General features: G+C 41.3%; 21 protein-coding genes and 2 pseudogenes. 16 read left to right on the top strand and 7 right to left on the bottom strand.

Going from position 1 to position 15460, the window contains the following annotated elements; translation table 11 throughout:
* The first annotated feature begins 28 nt into the window (after positions 1–28).
* On the top strand, positions 29–901 hold the full coding sequence (locus FY048_RS07940) for an acyl-CoA thioesterase (RefSeq protein ID WP_003653674.1): 873 nt from the start codon (positions 29–31) through the stop codon (positions 899–901).
* A gap of 109 nt (positions 902–1010) precedes the next feature.
* Complete coding sequence (locus FY048_RS07935; protein WP_035359955.1) at positions 1011–2276, top strand: dicarboxylate/amino acid:cation symporter; 1266 nt, start codon at positions 1011–1013, stop codon at positions 2274–2276.
* A gap of 51 nt (positions 2277–2327) precedes the next feature.
* On the opposite strand, the gene FY048_RS07930 is transcribed toward FY048_RS07935, so the two are convergent.
* From FY048_RS07930 to FY048_RS07900, 7 genes and pseudogenes are all read right to left on the bottom strand, one after another.
* Positions 2328–3278 carry a metal-dependent hydrolase gene (locus tag FY048_RS07930; protein ID WP_198496984.1) on the bottom strand — a complete coding sequence of 317 codons (951 nt, stop codon included), beginning with the start codon at positions 3276–3278 and terminating at the stop codon, positions 2328–2330.
* Positions 3279–3401: 123 nt separating this feature from the next.
* Complete coding sequence (gene yihA, locus FY048_RS07925) at positions 3402–4178, bottom strand: ribosome biogenesis GTP-binding protein YihA/YsxC (protein ID WP_003653671.1); 777 nt, start codon at positions 4176–4178, stop codon at positions 3402–3404.
* Between the two features lie 100 nt (positions 4179–4278).
* Positions 4279–4716, bottom strand: a complete 438-nt coding sequence (locus FY048_RS07920; protein WP_004639536.1) for an RrF2 family transcriptional regulator — start codon at positions 4714–4716, stop codon at positions 4279–4281.
* Between the two features lie 87 nt (positions 4717–4803).
* Entirely contained in the window at positions 4804–5568 is a 765-nt protein-coding gene (locus tag FY048_RS07915; protein WP_016140104.1) for a globin domain-containing protein, read from the bottom strand.
* 2 nt (positions 5569–5570) lie between these two features.
* Positions 5571–5697, bottom strand: a pseudogene (locus tag FY048_RS07910) (hypothetical protein).
* A gap of 15 nt (positions 5698–5712) precedes the next feature.
* The gene (locus FY048_RS07905) at positions 5713–7260 is read right to left on the bottom strand and encodes a helicase HerA-like domain-containing protein (protein WP_446090760.1); all 1548 of its coding nucleotides are present in this window, start codon (positions 7258–7260) and stop codon (positions 5713–5715) included.
* A 42-nt stretch (positions 7261–7302) separates the two neighbouring features.
* Positions 7303–8493, bottom strand: coding sequence for a PLP-dependent transferase (locus FY048_RS07900; RefSeq protein ID WP_446090759.1), 1191 nt, complete (start codon positions 8491–8493; stop codon positions 7303–7305).
* Between the two features lie 168 nt (positions 8494–8661).
* On the opposite strand from FY048_RS07900, the gene FY048_RS07895 reads away from it, so the two are divergent.
* The 14 genes and pseudogenes from FY048_RS07895 to rplX all read left to right on the top strand — a co-directional run bounded on the left by FY048_RS07895 (position 8662) and on the right by rplX (position 15458).
* Positions 8662–9390 (top strand): type 1 glutamine amidotransferase, encoded by a 729-nt coding sequence (locus FY048_RS07895; RefSeq protein ID WP_446090758.1) that lies wholly within the window; start codon positions 8662–8664, stop codon positions 9388–9390.
* A 252-nt stretch (positions 9391–9642) separates the two neighbouring features.
* Positions 9643–9954, top strand: a complete 312-nt coding sequence (gene rpsJ / locus FY048_RS07890) for a 30S ribosomal protein S10 (protein WP_004725677.1) — start codon at positions 9643–9645, stop codon at positions 9952–9954.
* Between the two features lie 58 nt (positions 9955–10012).
* Complete coding sequence (gene rplC / locus FY048_RS07885) at positions 10013–10651, top strand: 50S ribosomal protein L3 (RefSeq protein WP_446090757.1); 639 nt, start codon at positions 10013–10015, stop codon at positions 10649–10651.
* 11 nt (positions 10652–10662) lie between these two features.
* The gene (rplD, locus tag FY048_RS07880) at positions 10663–11265 is read left to right on the top strand and encodes a 50S ribosomal protein L4 (RefSeq protein WP_003653663.1); all 603 of its coding nucleotides are present in this window, start codon (positions 10663–10665) and stop codon (positions 11263–11265) included.
* The gene (gene rplW / locus FY048_RS07875) at positions 11262–11582 is read left to right on the top strand and encodes a 50S ribosomal protein L23 (protein WP_003653662.1); all 321 of its coding nucleotides are present in this window, start codon (positions 11262–11264) and stop codon (positions 11580–11582) included. The genes rplD and rplW overlap by 4 nt, the downstream gene beginning before the upstream one ends.
* Positions 11583–11593: 11 nt before the next feature.
* Positions 11594–12418, top strand: coding sequence for a 50S ribosomal protein L2 (gene rplB / locus FY048_RS07870; RefSeq protein WP_004789629.1), 825 nt, complete (start codon positions 11594–11596; stop codon positions 12416–12418).
* 13 nt (positions 12419–12431) lie between these two features.
* A complete protein-coding gene (gene rpsS, locus FY048_RS07865; RefSeq protein ID WP_001138119.1) occupies positions 12432–12707 on the top strand; it encodes a 30S ribosomal protein S19 in 276 nt (91 codons plus the stop codon).
* Between the two features lie 11 nt (positions 12708–12718).
* Positions 12719–13048, top strand: coding sequence for a 50S ribosomal protein L22 (gene rplV / locus FY048_RS07860; protein WP_004639524.1), 330 nt, complete (start codon positions 12719–12721; stop codon positions 13046–13048).
* A 1-nt stretch (position 13049) separates the two neighbouring features.
* Positions 13050–13866 (top strand): annotated as a pseudogene (rpsC, locus tag FY048_RS07855) (30S ribosomal protein S3).
* Positions 13806–14219, top strand: coding sequence for a 50S ribosomal protein L16 (gene rplP / locus FY048_RS07850; protein ID WP_002049688.1), 414 nt, complete (start codon positions 13806–13808; stop codon positions 14217–14219). Before rpsC ends, rplP begins: the two are co-directional and overlap by 61 nt.
* Positions 14219–14416 carry a 50S ribosomal protein L29 gene (rpmC, locus tag FY048_RS07845; protein ID WP_000849928.1) on the top strand — a complete coding sequence of 66 codons (198 nt, stop codon included), beginning with the start codon at positions 14219–14221 and terminating at the stop codon, positions 14414–14416. Before rplP ends, rpmC begins: the two co-directional genes overlap by 1 nt.
* Positions 14413–14670, top strand: a complete 258-nt coding sequence (gene rpsQ, locus FY048_RS07840) for a 30S ribosomal protein S17 (RefSeq protein WP_001291845.1) — start codon at positions 14413–14415, stop codon at positions 14668–14670. Before rpmC ends, rpsQ begins: the two co-directional genes overlap by 4 nt.
* A 92-nt stretch (positions 14671–14762) precedes the next feature.
* Positions 14763–15131, top strand: a complete 369-nt coding sequence (gene rplN, locus FY048_RS07835) for a 50S ribosomal protein L14 (RefSeq protein ID WP_001982634.1) — start codon at positions 14763–14765, stop codon at positions 15129–15131.
* A gap of 9 nt (positions 15132–15140) precedes the next feature.
* A complete protein-coding gene (gene rplX, locus FY048_RS07830; RefSeq protein WP_002116820.1) occupies positions 15141–15458 on the top strand; it encodes a 50S ribosomal protein L24 in 318 nt (105 codons plus the stop codon).
* The last annotated feature ends 2 nt before the right edge of the window (positions 15459–15460 follow it).

Here is a 15460-nt window from a genome sequence, read left to right as displayed (position 1 = left end):
TTTTACCTGAAATATGAAGGTATCTCTCATGAATGCGCTAACCCAAGAACTAGTCGAGCTTCTCACTTTAGAAAAGCTAGAAGAAAATATTTACCGTGGCATGAGCCGTAATCTTGTCGGTAAACGTGTATTTGGTGGACAGGTTTTGGGTCAGGCTTTACGTGCAGCATCTTATACAACTGATCGCCCGGCGCATTCTTTGCATGCATACTTTTTATATGGTGGCGATATTAATGCCCCGATTATCTATGAAGTAGACCGTTTACGGGATGGGAAGAGCTTTGTAAGTCGTCAAGTTCGTGCGATTCAGCATGGGCGAGTAATATTTTCAGCGATGGTTTCTTTTGCCAATCCAGAAGAAGGTTTGAACTATCAACATCAAGAACCTGAGTATCCTGCACCAGAAACGCTTAAATCTGAAAATGAGCTGAAACAGGGTATTCTAAACTTTGTACCTGAAAATGTTCGTGCTAGTTTCATGCGTGAGCGTCATGTAGAAATTCGTCCAATTGATCCGGTAAACCCGTTTCAGCCGCAACCCGAAGCTCCATATAATGCACACTATATCCGTACACATGATCGTATTCCAAAACAATTAGATGATATTGCTCTTCATCAAGCGATTGTTGCCTTTTATTCAGATTTTACCTTAATGACAACGGCTTTAAGACCGCATGGCTTAAGTTATATTTCTCCAAGTTTGCAATGTGCAAGCATTGATCATGCGATTTATTTCCATCGCCCACTTCGTGCGGATGAGTGGATGTTGTATGACATGGAAGCCACAGTGAGCGCGGCTTCTCGCGGTTTAAACTTCGGTCGTATGTGGCAAAATGGTCAGCTTGTATGCAGTACAGTACAAGAGGGTTTAATCCGTTTGCGGGAAATTGAAACGCAATAGATTCCTCGAAAAAGCCATCTAACCAGATGGCTTTTTTCTTTTTAATGGGATCGATGTGACAAAAAATTGCTCGAATGAAAAGCAAGCTCATGTCATATTGTAAAAAGGTATGCCAACTGAAAAAAATAATGCTGATATGAACTTAAATACACAAATTCTGATTGCCGCCATTTTAGGTTTAGCCTTTGGTTTCCTACTCACAATGTATCCAGATACAGCTTTTGTAAAACATAGTTTATATGGGCTTGGAATATTAAGTAGTGTTTTTATTGGGCTCCTTAAAATGCTTTTGGTACCTTTAATTTTTAGTTCGATTGTTGTGGGGGTATCAAATCTACAAGCAGGCGGACAGTTAGGGCCAGTCTGGAAAATCACATTTTTATGCTGTTTAACCACAACCACTTTAGCCTTAATTTTAGGCATCAGTTGTGCTCATTTATTTGAAGTTGGACGTGGTATAGATATTTCTATTTTCCAGACATCTATGCAAAATTATCAGGCACCAGATAGTTTGAACCCTGCCAGTTTTTTTACTAATTTTATTCAAAATACTTTAATTAACCCATTTAAAGCGTTTAGTGATGGTAACGTTTTAGCTGTCGTAGTCTTTGCTTTATTCGTCGGTGTCGCTTTGGTGCAGGGTGGGGAACGTTTCAAAAGTATTCGTTTATTGAGTCACCAGTTCTTTGAAATGATGATGCTGCTAGTTGGCTGGGTGATGAAATTAGCGCCGTTGGGTATTTTTGCTTTGTTAGCAAAGTTAATGGCAACAGAAGATATTTCAGTATTAAGTCGTTTGGCTGAGTTCGCGGTCGTTGTAACGGGTACAACTATTTTTCATGGTGCTGTTGTTTTACCACTACTGCTTTGGATTTTTGGTCGTATGAGTCCGTGGACCTTTTTTAAAGGGACTCGTACAGCACTGATTACCGCCTTTGCAACCAGTTCTAGCTCTGCCACTATGCCGCTTAGTATGAAGTGTGCGCAAGAAAACTTAGGCGTGCGCCCGCAAACAGCAGGATTTGTTATTCCATTAGGCACACAGTTGAATATGGATGGTACTGCACTATATGAAGCGGCAGCTGCATTGTTTGTGGCAAATTTGGTGGGTCTAGATTTAAACCTGACACAACAAATTATTGTGTGCTTAACGGCAATGATTGCATCACTCGGTGCGCCAGGAATACCTAGCGCGGGCATGGTCACTATGATTATGGTTTTACAGTCTGTGGGTTTGCCCGCTGAGGCAATTGCAATTTTACTTCCGATTGACCGTTTGTTAGATACAGTAAGAACGGTGGTAAATGTGCAGGGCGATATGATGATTAGTGTGGTTGTAGACCGTTATACGAAAGATAAAGATATCAGTGTCTAACTATCTATAGATCAAAAAAAAAGCAGGATTTTAAATCCTGCTTTTTTTATTTTAAGCAGCTTGAAGTTCTGCTCTTTTTGCTGCTGGAGATTGCGATAAATAGCTAACCGCATCTTCAGTGCTGCCTTCTTTGACTGGATCATACCAAGGCATGAGGTAATCAATTTGCTGGGCAATAAGCCAGAGAGGGTTAGGTAAAACCTGATTATCTTTTCGGCTGATTTTGTACCACTCTAAAGTAACCCACACTGGAAAAAATCTAGATTTAGCCGCATCTGCAAAACGTGGATCTTGTTTCATAATATGTGCAGCGCCATCTACCCATAATCCAAGTACAAGTGTGATAACAGCAAGACTCATATAGTAACGTGGAATATAACCGCCGCCAAGATGACGATATAAATCAAAGGCAACCGTGCGGTGTTCAATTTCTTCTGAACCGTGCCATTTAACCAGATCCACCATTTCTGGATCTGCGCCTAGTTCTTCCCATCGCTCGTTATATAACGCATATTTACCCAACACGCAGGTCATATGCTCAACAGTTGCAATAACTCCTAAACGGAATAAATCCCACTGTTTTTCTAAAATTTTTGGAACTTCTCTATCAAAAGGTTTATCTGCCAAAGCGATAGTAAATACATAATTCATAATGTCCAGATTTCTCTGGATATCAATATTACGTGCGCTTAAATATTCTTTGTTTGCAGAAGTGTGGGCATTGGCATGCATAGCTTCCTGACGGATAAATGCCTGTACATCCTGCTTGAGTTTTTCATCTGTGATTTGCGGTAAAACCTTATTATACAAACGGCAAAACCAGAACTCTCCAGCAGGCAAGATGTTATTAATTTCATTAATAAAATAACTTGCGAAAGGTTGATTAGGAATCCAGTCGACAGGGGTATCTTTCCAGTCAAATTTTACTTTACGTGGAAGAATTTTATAATCAATAGAAGAACCTAAAGCCTTGTTCTTCAAAAAAGATAACAATTTCATCATTTATTCCTGATTTTTAACTCGATGAAGTTATAACGAGTATAAAAAAAGCCCCTACATTTGTGTTTAGCAATAGGGGACAATTGAGTATAAATTTAATGAAGAAATTGTATCTGTGAGGATAATTTAGCTTTCAGCATCCTCATCTGTCGCTTCAGGGATTGAATCGACATCAAATTCTGGCTGTTGATCCAGTGTGAAATGTAAACGCCCTGCCATAACACTTGCTAGCTCTTCTAAGCCTATTTTGTTAAGTGAAGAGAAAAGCTGAATAGAAAAATCAAGCTTCATTTTTTTCAGCTGTTGCTTAACTTCTAGTAGAACTTTATTTGCAGGACCGCGATTAAGTTTGTCTGCTTTTGTTAATAGAATATGAACAAAGAGATGACGTGAATAAGCCCACTCTAGCATCATCATGTCGAAATGCTGTAGAGGATGGCGAATATCCATAAGTAATACTAAACCTTGTAAGCTTTGGCGATGGATCAGATAGTTTTCTAATTCTTTTTGCCACACCCGTTTCATATCTTCGGGAACCGCTGCATAACCGTAACCTGGAAGGTCGACCAAGCGTTGATCAGGGTTACCTAGACTAAAAAAGTTAATCATCTGGGTACGGCCTGGCTTTTTAGAAGCGCGGGCAAGTTGTTTCTGATTGGTTAATGCATTAATCGCACTCGACTTACCAGCATTTGAGCGCCCTGCAAAAGCAATCTCGTAGCCGCTATCTTCAACACAAAGTGCCAATTTAGGTGCACTCATTAGAAACTCAGCTTGGCGTAACCAGTTTAGTGATTGCACAGCATAGGCTGTGATCGCCGGATCTGGTGCTTTTTCATAGCTGATCTTTTGCTTGGGTGCGAGTCTGGCTTTGGTGTCTTTCGATTTTTCACTACGACGCATAAAAAATAACTTTTTAGATGAGAGGGCTCGTGCCTAGTATAAAGGAGCTTGGTTATTCTTGCTAATTTTCAATAAATCTACTTATGAAAATCAATAGAAGTCAGATTTGTAAAAAGGCAATAGGAGAGTCAGGTGGAGCAGACTTTGACTGTTGCAAAACCTCTCCAAGCGTGTATTGGTCTAGACTTTGGTAAAAGCTTTCTAAAGCTTGGTCAAGAATACCTTTTAAACCACAGTGACTTCGCAATACACAAGGTGGCGTATTGCATTCAACGATTTGATTGTCACCCTGTAATATTCGGACAATTGAACCTAAATTTGAGTTAAGTGCATCTGGATTTAAGCGAATTCCACCGCCTTTTCCACGAATGGTAATAATCCATTCCTGCTTACCCATGAAGTGAACAACTTTAACCAGATGGTTTTGTGAAACATGCAAATCTTTCGCGATTTCTGCAATCGTGTAGGGTGCATCACTTGGGCGTGCAACATACATTAATAGTCGTAATGCATAATCGGTAAATTTATTAAGCTGCATGATCACCAAAAATGGAAGAGATTAAAAGGATGATCATCTTAGCCTGAAAGTCTAAATAAGAAAACTTTCAGGCAAGAGGTTTTTATATTAGAGCGTTAAAGGTGCTGAAACTTGAACTTGATCGCCAACTCTATAATGTTCAAGCAAGATGTTTGAAACTGAAAATTCAGTATGGTTTTCTTCAGGCTGAACTTCAAAGTGATATGAGTTGTTTTCCTGAGCTTCTGTAAATTTAAAAGCTTTCGGCTGTTCAAGCTGTTGCTCTGGGACTTGTACTTTTACCGAAATAAAAGCATTTGCAGGACCAGTTAGTACGTCTTCATGGTCAGTTGCTTTTAAGGTAAAACGTTTACCAGATTCAAGAGGATCAATTTGTGTAATTTCAAATGGACGCCAGCCAGCCCATCCACCTTTTAGGCTTTCAAGTTGTTCATATTTTTGTTTTTCAACACCAATCAAGATATCTGCTAATTGTAAATAAGCTTGCTTCCACGCTTCGATAAGCTCGGACTCAAATGGAACGTTGAGTACTTCACTAATTGAATGCAGTAAGTTGTCACCAACGATTGCATATTGGTCTGGTTGAATATCTAAGCTCACATGTTTAGTGGTGATACGTTCAACAGCTTTAGCTAAAACAGTAGGGTTCTCAATATTTTCTGCATATGCAAGAACGGCAGCTGCAAGCGCGCGAGGCTGACGTAAGCTCGTTTGGTCATCTAAGTTAAAAACATTTTTTAATTCAGGATTGTTATTAAGCATACGTTTATAAAAGTATGTAGTCAGTGTAACCCCGTGTTCACGCAAAACAGGTACAGTGGATTTAACGAGTTCAATTTGTTGTGGAGTCATGGCTAGACCTTATTTATCTGGCTATATAAGATGTATTTAAAATACATCTTTAAAAGAAGAATCGCAATAGCTTTTTGAGAAAACCCTAAAAAAATTAGGGAATATAAAATTCCCTAATTTAAAAATGATATATAGCTAAGAAAATTATTTGCCAAATAGTGAACCAAGCAGACCTCTCACTAATTTTTGACCTGTACTTCCACCTAAACTTCGTGCAGCACTTTTTGCAAAAGTACCCACAATATCTTGCGTAAGCTTAGCTCGTTCACGTGCAGCTCGTTCTTCTTCTTTTAATTGTTCGCGCGCCAATCGTTCTTGTTCCTTCGCTTGCTGTTTTGCTAAAGTTTCTTGCTCTTTTTCCTGCTGTTTAGCAAGTTCGACACTTTGTTGTTGCTGTTCTCGTTCAGCGACTTTATTTTGTAGCATTTCATAGGCACTATCACGATCTACAGCCTGTTCGTAAATGCCAGCAATAATACTTTGAGTAATAATGTTCTTCCGCTCTTCTGGCGTAATTGGGGTAAATGAAGAGTAAGGCGGCATCACCCAGCCACGTTCTACAATCTGTGGAGTACCTTGTTCATCCAGACAGCTAATAAGTGCTTCACCGACACCCAGTTCAGTTATCGCTTCATCAACTTTAAAGTCTGAATTAGCACGGAAAGTATCGGCTGCAGTTTTTACTGCTTTTTGGTCTTTAGGCGTAAATGCACGTAGCGCATGTTGAACGCGGTTACCAAGTTGGCCAAGAACACTTTCTGGTAAATCCAGTGGATTCTGAGTAATGAAATAGATGCCTATCCCTTTAGAGCGAATTAAGCGTACGACTTGCTCAATCTTTTCTTGTAATGCTTGGCTGGCATTGTCAAACAACAAGTGAGCTTCATCAAAGAAAAACACGAGTTTAGGTTTATCCATGTCACCGACTTCTGGAAGCTGTTCAAATAGTTCCGAAAGCATCCATAAAAGGAAAGTAGCATATAGCTTGGGTGTATTCATGAGCTTGTCAGCAGCAAGAATATTGATATAGCCGTGCCCATTGGCATCTGTTTGTATAAAGTCCAGAATATTTAAAGCAGGTTCACCAAAAAATTGATCTCCACCTTGATCGGCAAGAGCAAGCAAATTGCGTTGGATAGCACCTAGGCTGGCTGGAGATAAATTGCCATATTCAGCTTTAAACTCGGCTGCATGTTCGCTGACAAACGTGATCATCGCTTTCAAATCTTTAAAGTCGACTAACAGTAGACCTTGGTCATCGGCAATACGGAAAACTGCTGCTAAAACGCCTTCTTGTGTATCATTTAAATTGAGCATGCGAGCCAATAAAATTGGCCCAATCTCAGAAATCGTCGTACGAATAGGGTGGCCTTGTTGGCCAAATAGATCCCAAAAAACGACCGGATTAGCTGCAAAAGGAACACTATCAATCTGCAAAAGCTTTAATCGTTCATTAAACTTATCTGAAGCTTCTCCCGCTTTTGCGAGACTTGAAACATCACCTTTAGCATCGGCAAGAAATACCGGTACACCAATTCGAGAGAAACTCTCTGCTAGAACTTTTAACGTCACTGTTTTACCTGTACCCGTGGCGCCCGCAATTAGTCCATGGCGGTTAGCAAACTGGGAAAGTAAAACAATTTCTTTTGACGTGTCATTAATATTTTTAGCAATAACAATCGGTGTACCCATATATTTTTATCCTTTGGTTCGAGTCACTATAATGTTGTCGTTTTACAGATGTTTTAGTGCGTTTTCGATATCTTGTATTAAATCTTGCGGATCTTCTAGTCCTATACAGAAGCGAACCAATAATCCTTGTTGTAAATGTGTATTCTCAAGTTTTCTCATCATTTTTAAATCATAAAGCATGATTAGGCTAACAGGTCCTCCCCAGCTAAAACCGAGCTTAAATAATGCTAATGCATCGCAGAAACGACGTACTGCTGTAATGTCATATTCAGGTTTAAAAATAACACTGACTAGACCAGCACTTTGACTATCTGTGCAGATTTCTTGCCAATATTGATGGCCGGGGGCAGTGTCATCACTTGGGTGTAGCACTTGTGCAAATTGAGGTTGGTCTTTTAGCCACTTAAGTAAAGTTTGGGCATTGGCTGACTGTTGTTCATAGCGTAAAGACATATGAGCAAGACTGCGTTGAATTTGAGCTGCGTCATCTCCTGAAACAGCAATACCTAAAGTGGCATGCGTACGGAACAGGCGATGATGAAGTTTGTCATCACGAGTTACTATGCTGCCCATTAAGATGTCACCGCCACCGCTCGGATATTTGGTAAGTGCATGAACGGTTAAATCGACTGATAGATGTTCATCTGAAAAATTAAAAGCATTAAACGCAAGCCCAGCGCCCCAAGTGTTATCTAGGGCTGTTAATACACCATGTTTTTTAGCTTTTTTGACTAGATTTTTAAGATCAGGGAATTCCAAAGTAACTGAACCCGCGGCCTCTAACCATAACAGTTTGCTTCTTTCAGTTGGTTGAAAGCTTGAAGCGTCAAGCGGGTTATATACTTTAACAATAATGCCATATTGATTTTGCAGATGATTTAAATGCTCTAGGTTGGGTCCATAAATATTGTCTGGTACCCATACTTCATCATGAGTGCTTAAAAATGCTGAGTTCACAACATTAATTGCTGATAAGCCACTTGGTGCAAGCAAACAATGCAATCCACCTTCAATTTGCGCAATATTGTCGCCTAAGGTGAAGGTGGTAGGGGTGCCATGTGTTCCATAACTATAATCGTAATCATCTGTCCAATGGCGGTCAAAAAGGTGCGAAGTCGATTTAAAAATAATAGTAGATGCACGAAATAAGGGTGGTTGGACTGTTTCAATAAATTGCGGAGCCTTTCTTGGGGCATGAATGAGGCGAGTCTGGAAGTCGTTATGCTTTTTCATAGTGCGTTGCATTTTAGATAATAAAGTTAGATTAAGAGAAATTTAGATTCTTCGCTAGATTTACGAAGTTTTATAAGACGTTTCGTTACAGTAGACTCATAAAATAAAAACTTGGCTTTATTTTTGCAAAGACCACTACAACATTCTAACAACAATAGGTTTAAGCGCATGAAGTCGCATTTACGTGTTCACTATTTTCAACATATCGCGGGTGAGGGTTTTGGGAGTTGTTACTCATTTTTAAAAGCTCACCACGCGACAATTAGCTCTACAGAGTTTTTTGCACTTCCGGTTGATCGGTCCCTAGAAATAGAAGCTTTACCTCAAATAGAAGAGGTTGATTTGTTATTGGTCATGGGTGGAACTATGAGTGTAAATGATGAGGCGAATTTTCCATGGCTCAAAATAGAAAAGAGGTGGTTGCGCCGTTATTTAGCAGCAGGAAAACCAGCTATTGGTCTTTGCTTGGGAGGGCAGTTAATTGCTAATGCATTGGGTGCGGCGGTGAGTCGTAATCGCTATCAGGAACTTGGATGGTCAACCGTTCAGCGAGTGGCAAATTTACCTCAAGAAAGCTTTCCATTACCAGAGAAAATAAAGGTTATGCAGTGGCATAGTGAGACATTTGAAATACCTAAAGGCGCTATACATTTGGCTCAAAGTCCGGCTTGCCGAAATCAGATGTATCAGATTGGAACAAATGTGCTGGGTTTTCAGTTCCATCCAGAGATGACGCCAGCAACTTTAGCGCTTTTACTTGAAGATGAAGAAGAGTTGTCTATTTTTGATGGAGAATATGTTCAATCTACGCGTGAATTATACTATTCCGAAGCACAAAAATTTGAGCAAGGTAATCAACTCCTAAATAAAGCGATTGAATTTGTAATAAATGCTTAGATGACGTCTCAATGCTCGATTACAGCGGGTTTTGTAGAGAAAATAGAAAAAGATAATTGCATAAGACTTAAACAATCGTTATAATGGGCGACCCTCAATAGGAGGGGCATTTGCTGCGAAGAAAGTGGTAAATGTGCATTACAGTCGTGGCATCGATCATGACCTTAGTGATTTTCACTGCCTTTGACACTTACCGATAGGTGAGATGCGTCAAGGGTGATTCTTTATATATTTGGCTTGGAGTTTACTGGTATGTCTAACCAGAGAATTCGTATCCGTTTGAAGTCTTTTGATCATCGTCTGATTGATCAATCTTCTCAAGAGATCGTAGAAACCGCTAAGCGTACTGGAGCACAAGTTTGTGGTCCAATCCCGATGCCTACTCGCATCGAACGCTTCAACGTTCTTACTTCACCGCACGTTAACAAAGATGCGCGTGACCAGTACGAAATCCGCACCTACAAACGTTTGATCGACATCGTTCAACCTACAGATAAAACTGTTGATGCATTGATGAAATTAGATCTTGCGGCTGGTGTTGATGTTCAGATCGCTTTGGGTTAAGGCTTTCGGTTAATTAACTTTTAAGTTAATTAGGCCGCTTTTTTAGAGGTTTATGCACATGGCTATTGGTTTAGTCGGTCGCAAATGTGGTATGACTCGCATCTTTACAGATGCAGGTGTTTCTGTACCTGTTACAGTCATCGAAGTCGATCCAAACCGCATTACGCAAATCAAAACACTTGAAACTGATGGTTATCAAGCTGTTCAAGTAACTACTGGTGAACGTCGCGAATCTCGCGTAACTAACGCTCAGAAAGGTCACTTTGTGAAAGCTGGTGTTGCTGCTGGTCGTTTAGTTAAAGAGTTTCGTGTTACTGAAGCTGAGCTTGAAGGTCGTGAAGTTGGCGGTACTGTTGGTGTTGATTTGTTCACAGTTGGTCAAGTTGTTGACGTAACTGGTCAATCAAAAGGTAAAGGTTTCCAAGGTGGTGTTAAGCGTTGGAACTTCCGTACCCAAGACGCTACTCACGGTAACTCACTTTCTCACCGTGTATTAGGTTCTACAGGTCAAAACCAAACTCCTGGTCGCGTGTTCAAAGGCAAAAAAATGGCCGGTCACTTAGGTGATGAACGCGTAACAGTACAAGGTCTTGAAATCGTATCTATTGACGCTGAACGTTCTGTTTTAGTTGTTAAAGGTGCAATTCCTGGTTCAACTGGCGGTGACGTGATTGTACGTCCTACCATCAAGGCCTGAGGGGAAATACCGTGAATTTAAAAACTGTTTCCGGCTCTGCTGTTGAATTGTCTGAAGTTGCCTTCGGACGTGAATTTAACGAAGCTCTTGTACACCAAGTTGTTACTGCTTACTTAGCAGGTGGTCGTCAAGGTACTCGTGCTCAGAAGTCACGTGCAGACGTTTCTGGCGGTGGTAAAAAACCATTCCGTCAAAAAGGTACTGGTCGTGCTCGTGCGGGTTCTACTCGTAGCCCTATCTGGGTTGGTGGCGGTAAAACTTTTGCTGCTCGTCCACAAGATTGGTCTCAAAAAGTAAACCGCAAAATGTACCGCGGTGCAATGCAATGTATCTTAGCTGAACTTGTTCGCCAAGATCGTCTTGTATTAGTTGAAGAGTTTGCTATTGCAGCTCCAAAAACTAAAGAATTGCTTGCTAAGCTTGGCGATTTAAATGCCGCTCGTGCATTGATCGTTACTGAAGCTGTAGATGAGAACTTATATCTTGCAGCACGCAACCTTCCACATGTAGATGTGGTGGATGCAACTGCAATCGATCCTGTAAGCTTGATCGCGTTTGATAAAGTTGTTATGTCTGTAGCTGCTGCTAAGAAAATTGAGGTAGAACTCGGATGAACAACGAACGTATCTATCAAGTCCTTAAAGGGCCAGTCTTCTCAGAAAAGGCACAAGTTTTAGGTGATACTGTTGGCGTTCAAGTGTTTAAAGTAGATATTAATGCTACTAAACTTGAAGTTAAAAAAGCAGTTGAAAAACTTTTTGGTGTAGAAGTTGTTAAAGTTAACACTACTATTACTAAAGGTAAAACTAAGCGCTTTGGTAAAACATTAGGACGTCGTTCTGATGTTAAAAAAGCATACGTCACCCTGAAAGCCGGCCAAGATGTTGAAATGGCTGACTTGGGCGATACCGCTGAAAGCGCAGCGGAATAAGGACGAAAATTATGCCGATTCAAAAATGTAAGCCAACGTCTCCGGGACGTCGCTTTGTAGAGAAAGTGGTTCATGATCACCTTCACAAAGGCGCGCCTTACTCACCGTTGGTTGAAGCAAAAAAACGTACTGGTGGTCGTAATAATAACGGTCACATTACAACTCGTCACGTTGGTGGTGGTCATAAGCAACACTATCGTATCGTTGACTTTAAACGTAATAAAGACAGCATCCCAGCTGTTGTAGAACGCATTGAATACGATCCTAACCGTACAGCACATATTGCTTTATTGAAATATGCTGATGGTGAGCGTCGTTATATCATTGCACCTAAAGGTTTACGTGCTGGCGATAAAGTACAATCTGGTAACGATGCTCCAATTCGTCCAGGTAACTGCTTGCCACTTCGTAACATGCCTATCGGTTCTACACTTCATAACGTTGAACTTAAAATTGGTAAGGGTGCGCAATTAGCGCGTTCTGCTGGTGCTTCTGTTCAGTTGTTGGGTCGTGATGGTTCTTACGCGATTGTTCGTCTTCGTTCAGGCGAAATGCGTAAAATTCATGTTGAATGCCGCGCTGTAATTGGTGAAGTTTCTAACCAAGAAAACAACCTTCGTTCATTGGGTAAAGCTGGTGCTGCGCGCTGGCGTGGTGTTCGTCCTACCGTACGTGGTATGGCGATGAACCCAGTTGATCACCCGCACGGTGGTGGTGAAGGGCGTAATAAAGGTATTCAACCTGTAAGCCCATGGGGTCAAAAAGCTAAAGGGTACAAGACACGTACCAATAAGCGTACGACTAAGATGATTATTCGCGACCGTCGCGTCAAGTAAAGGAATCTGACTAATGCCTCGTTCTCTGAAAAAAGGCCCATTCGTCGATGCGCACTTGTTCGCTAAGGTTGAAGCGGCTGTTGCTAGTAACTCTCGCAAGCCGATTAAAACTTGGTCTCGTCGTTCGATGATCCTTCCGGATTTTGTTGGTTTAACAATTTCTGTTCATAATGGTCGTAATCACGTTCCAGTAATTGTTACTGAGCATATGGTTGGTCATAAACTCGGTGAATTTGCGCCAACTCGTACCTATCGTGGTCACGGTGTTGACAAGAAGTCTAAACGTTAATAGGTGTCATGATGGAAGTAACTGCTAAATTACGCGGTGCCGCTATCTCGGCACAAAAGGCACGTTTGGTTGCAGATCTTATTCGCGGCAAATCTGTTGCGCATGCTTTAAATATCTTAAACTTCAGCAATAAAAAAGCTGCTGTTTTAGTAAAAAAAGCATTGGAATCTGCGATTGCAAACGCTGAACACAATAACAGTTTAGATGTTGATGATCTTAAAGTTTCTACGATTTACGTTGATGAAGGTGTTAGCCTTAAACGTATTATGCCACGTGCTAAAGGCCGTGCAGATCGTATTACGAAGCGTACTTGTCACATCACCGTTAAGGTAGGGGTTTGATATGGGTCAGAAGGTTCATCCAATCGGTATCCGCCTAGGTGTTGTGAAACGTCATAACGCTAACTGGTATGCGAGTCCGAAACAATACGCTGAATACTTGCTTAAAGATCTTCAAGTTCGTGAGTTTTTAAATAAAAAACTTAAGAATGCGATGATCAGCAACATTCTTATCGAACGTCCATCAGGCGCTGCTAAAGTAACTATTAGCACAGCTCGTCCTGGTATCGTAATCGGTAAAAAAGGCGAAGATATTGAGAAATTACAGCGCGAACTTACCAGCATTATGGGTGTTCCTGCGCAAGTAAGTATCAATGAAATTGATCGCCCAGACTTAGATGCGCGTTTAGTTGCTGAAGCAATCGCTTCTCAATTAGAAAAGCGTGTAATGTTCCGTCGTGCTATGAAGCGTGCGGTTCAAAACACTATGCGTGCTGGTGCTAAAGGTATCAAAGTTGAAGTGTCTGGCCGTTTAGGTGGTGCAGAGATTGCTCGTACAGAATGGTATCGTGAAGGTCGTGTACCTTTGCATACATTACGTGCAGACATTGACTATGCTACTGTGCGTGCAGAAACAACTTACGGTACGATTGGTGTTAAAGTTTGGATTTTCCGTGGTGAGATTTTAGGTGGCATGAAACAAGTCATGAACCCTGCTCCTGCTGAAGATCGTCCAGCTAAACGTGGTCGTGGTCGTGGTGAAGGTCAAGAGCGTCGTGGTCGTCGCGGTGACCGTGCTGCTGACAAGGGAGAATAATCCATGTTGCAACCTAAACGTACCAAATTCCGTAAGGTGCACAAAGGCCGTAATACTGGTCTAGCGCATCGTGGTAGTACAGTATCATTTGGTTCGATTGCAATTAAAGCAACTGAACGTGGTCGTATGACTGCGCGTCAGATTGAAGCTGCACGTCGTACTATTAGCCGCCGTATTAAGCGTGGTGGTAAAATCTTTATTCGCGTATTCCCGGATAAGCCGATTACTCAAAAGCCTCTTGAAGTGCGTATGGGTAAAGGTAAGGGTAGCGTGGAATACTGGGTTTGCCAGATCCAACCAGGCAAGATCCTGTACGAAATTGAAGGTGTGAACGAAGAATTAGCGCGTGAAGCATTTGCTTTAGCTGCTGCTAAACTTCCGTTTAAAACCACTATCGTGACTCGGACGGTAATGTAATGAAAACTAAAGATTTACGTGAAAAGTCGGTAGAAGAGTTGAAAGCTTTGCTTGATGAGCAACAGCTTAACCAATTCCGTCTTCGTATGGCGAAAGCAACTGGTCAGTTGGGTAAATCGCACGAAGTGCAAGTTGCTCGTAAGACAATTGCTCGTATTAAGACACTCCTTACCGAAAAACAGGGGAACGGACAATGAGTGAAAAAACAGTCCGCACGTTAACCGGCAAAGTCGTAAGTGACAAAATGGATAAATCTATTGTTGTTCTTATTGAACGCCGCGTTCAACACCCGTTGTATGGCAAGTCAATTCGCCGTTCAACTAAGTTACACGCTCATGATGAGAATAACGTCGCTAAAATTGGTGATGTTGTAACCATTAAAGAAAGCCGCCCAATTTCTAAAACTAAAGCTTGGACTTTAGTGGAAGTAGTTGAAGCAGCTGCTGAGTAATTCGACGTTCTTGTTGCATCATCGGTCAATTTCGAGTACTCTTTGAGCCTTTCGAAATTGTGACCGGTGATGCTCGGTTTTGGAGTAGGGCAATGATTCAAACCGAAACTATGCTCGACGTAGCAGACAACAGTGGTGCTCGCCGCGTACAATGTATTAAAGTACTTGGTGGTTCACATCGTCGTTATGCTTCTGTTGGCGACATTATTAAAGTTACTGTAAAAGAAGCAATCCCACGCGCACGTGTTAAAAAAGGTGACGTGATGAATGCGGTTGTAGTTCGTACTAAATTCGGCATTCGTCGTCCAGATGGTTCTGTGATCCGTTTTGATGATAATGCTGCAGTTATCCTGAACAACAACAAAGCTCCGATTGCTACTCGTATCTTCGGACCAGTGACTCGTGAACTTCGTACTGAACAGTTCATGAAAATCATTTCATTGGCTCCTGAAGTTCTATAAGAGGCAATCATGGCTAAGATTAAAAAAGGCGATCAGGTTATCGTGATCGCAGGTAAAGAAAAAGGCAAACAGGGTACTGTATTGTCTGTTTCTGAAGACCGCGTTAAGGTTGAAGGCCTTAACTTAGTGAAGAAGCATCAAAAGCCGAATCGTGTAACTGGCGCCGAAGGCGGTATTGTTACTCAAGAAGCTTCGCTTCATATTTCAAACGTGGCAATTTTAAATGCTACAACCCAGAAGGCTGACCGTGTTGGTTACCAAGTGATTGATGGCGTGAAAACTCGCGTTTATAAATCAAATGGTGAATCAGTGGCGGTAGCGAAGTAATA

It is taken from the genome of Acinetobacter sp. 1124_18A, assembly GCF_052824995.1.
Note: the sequence above shows the minus strand (reverse complement) of the source record. Positions and strands in the feature narration are given on the sequence as shown.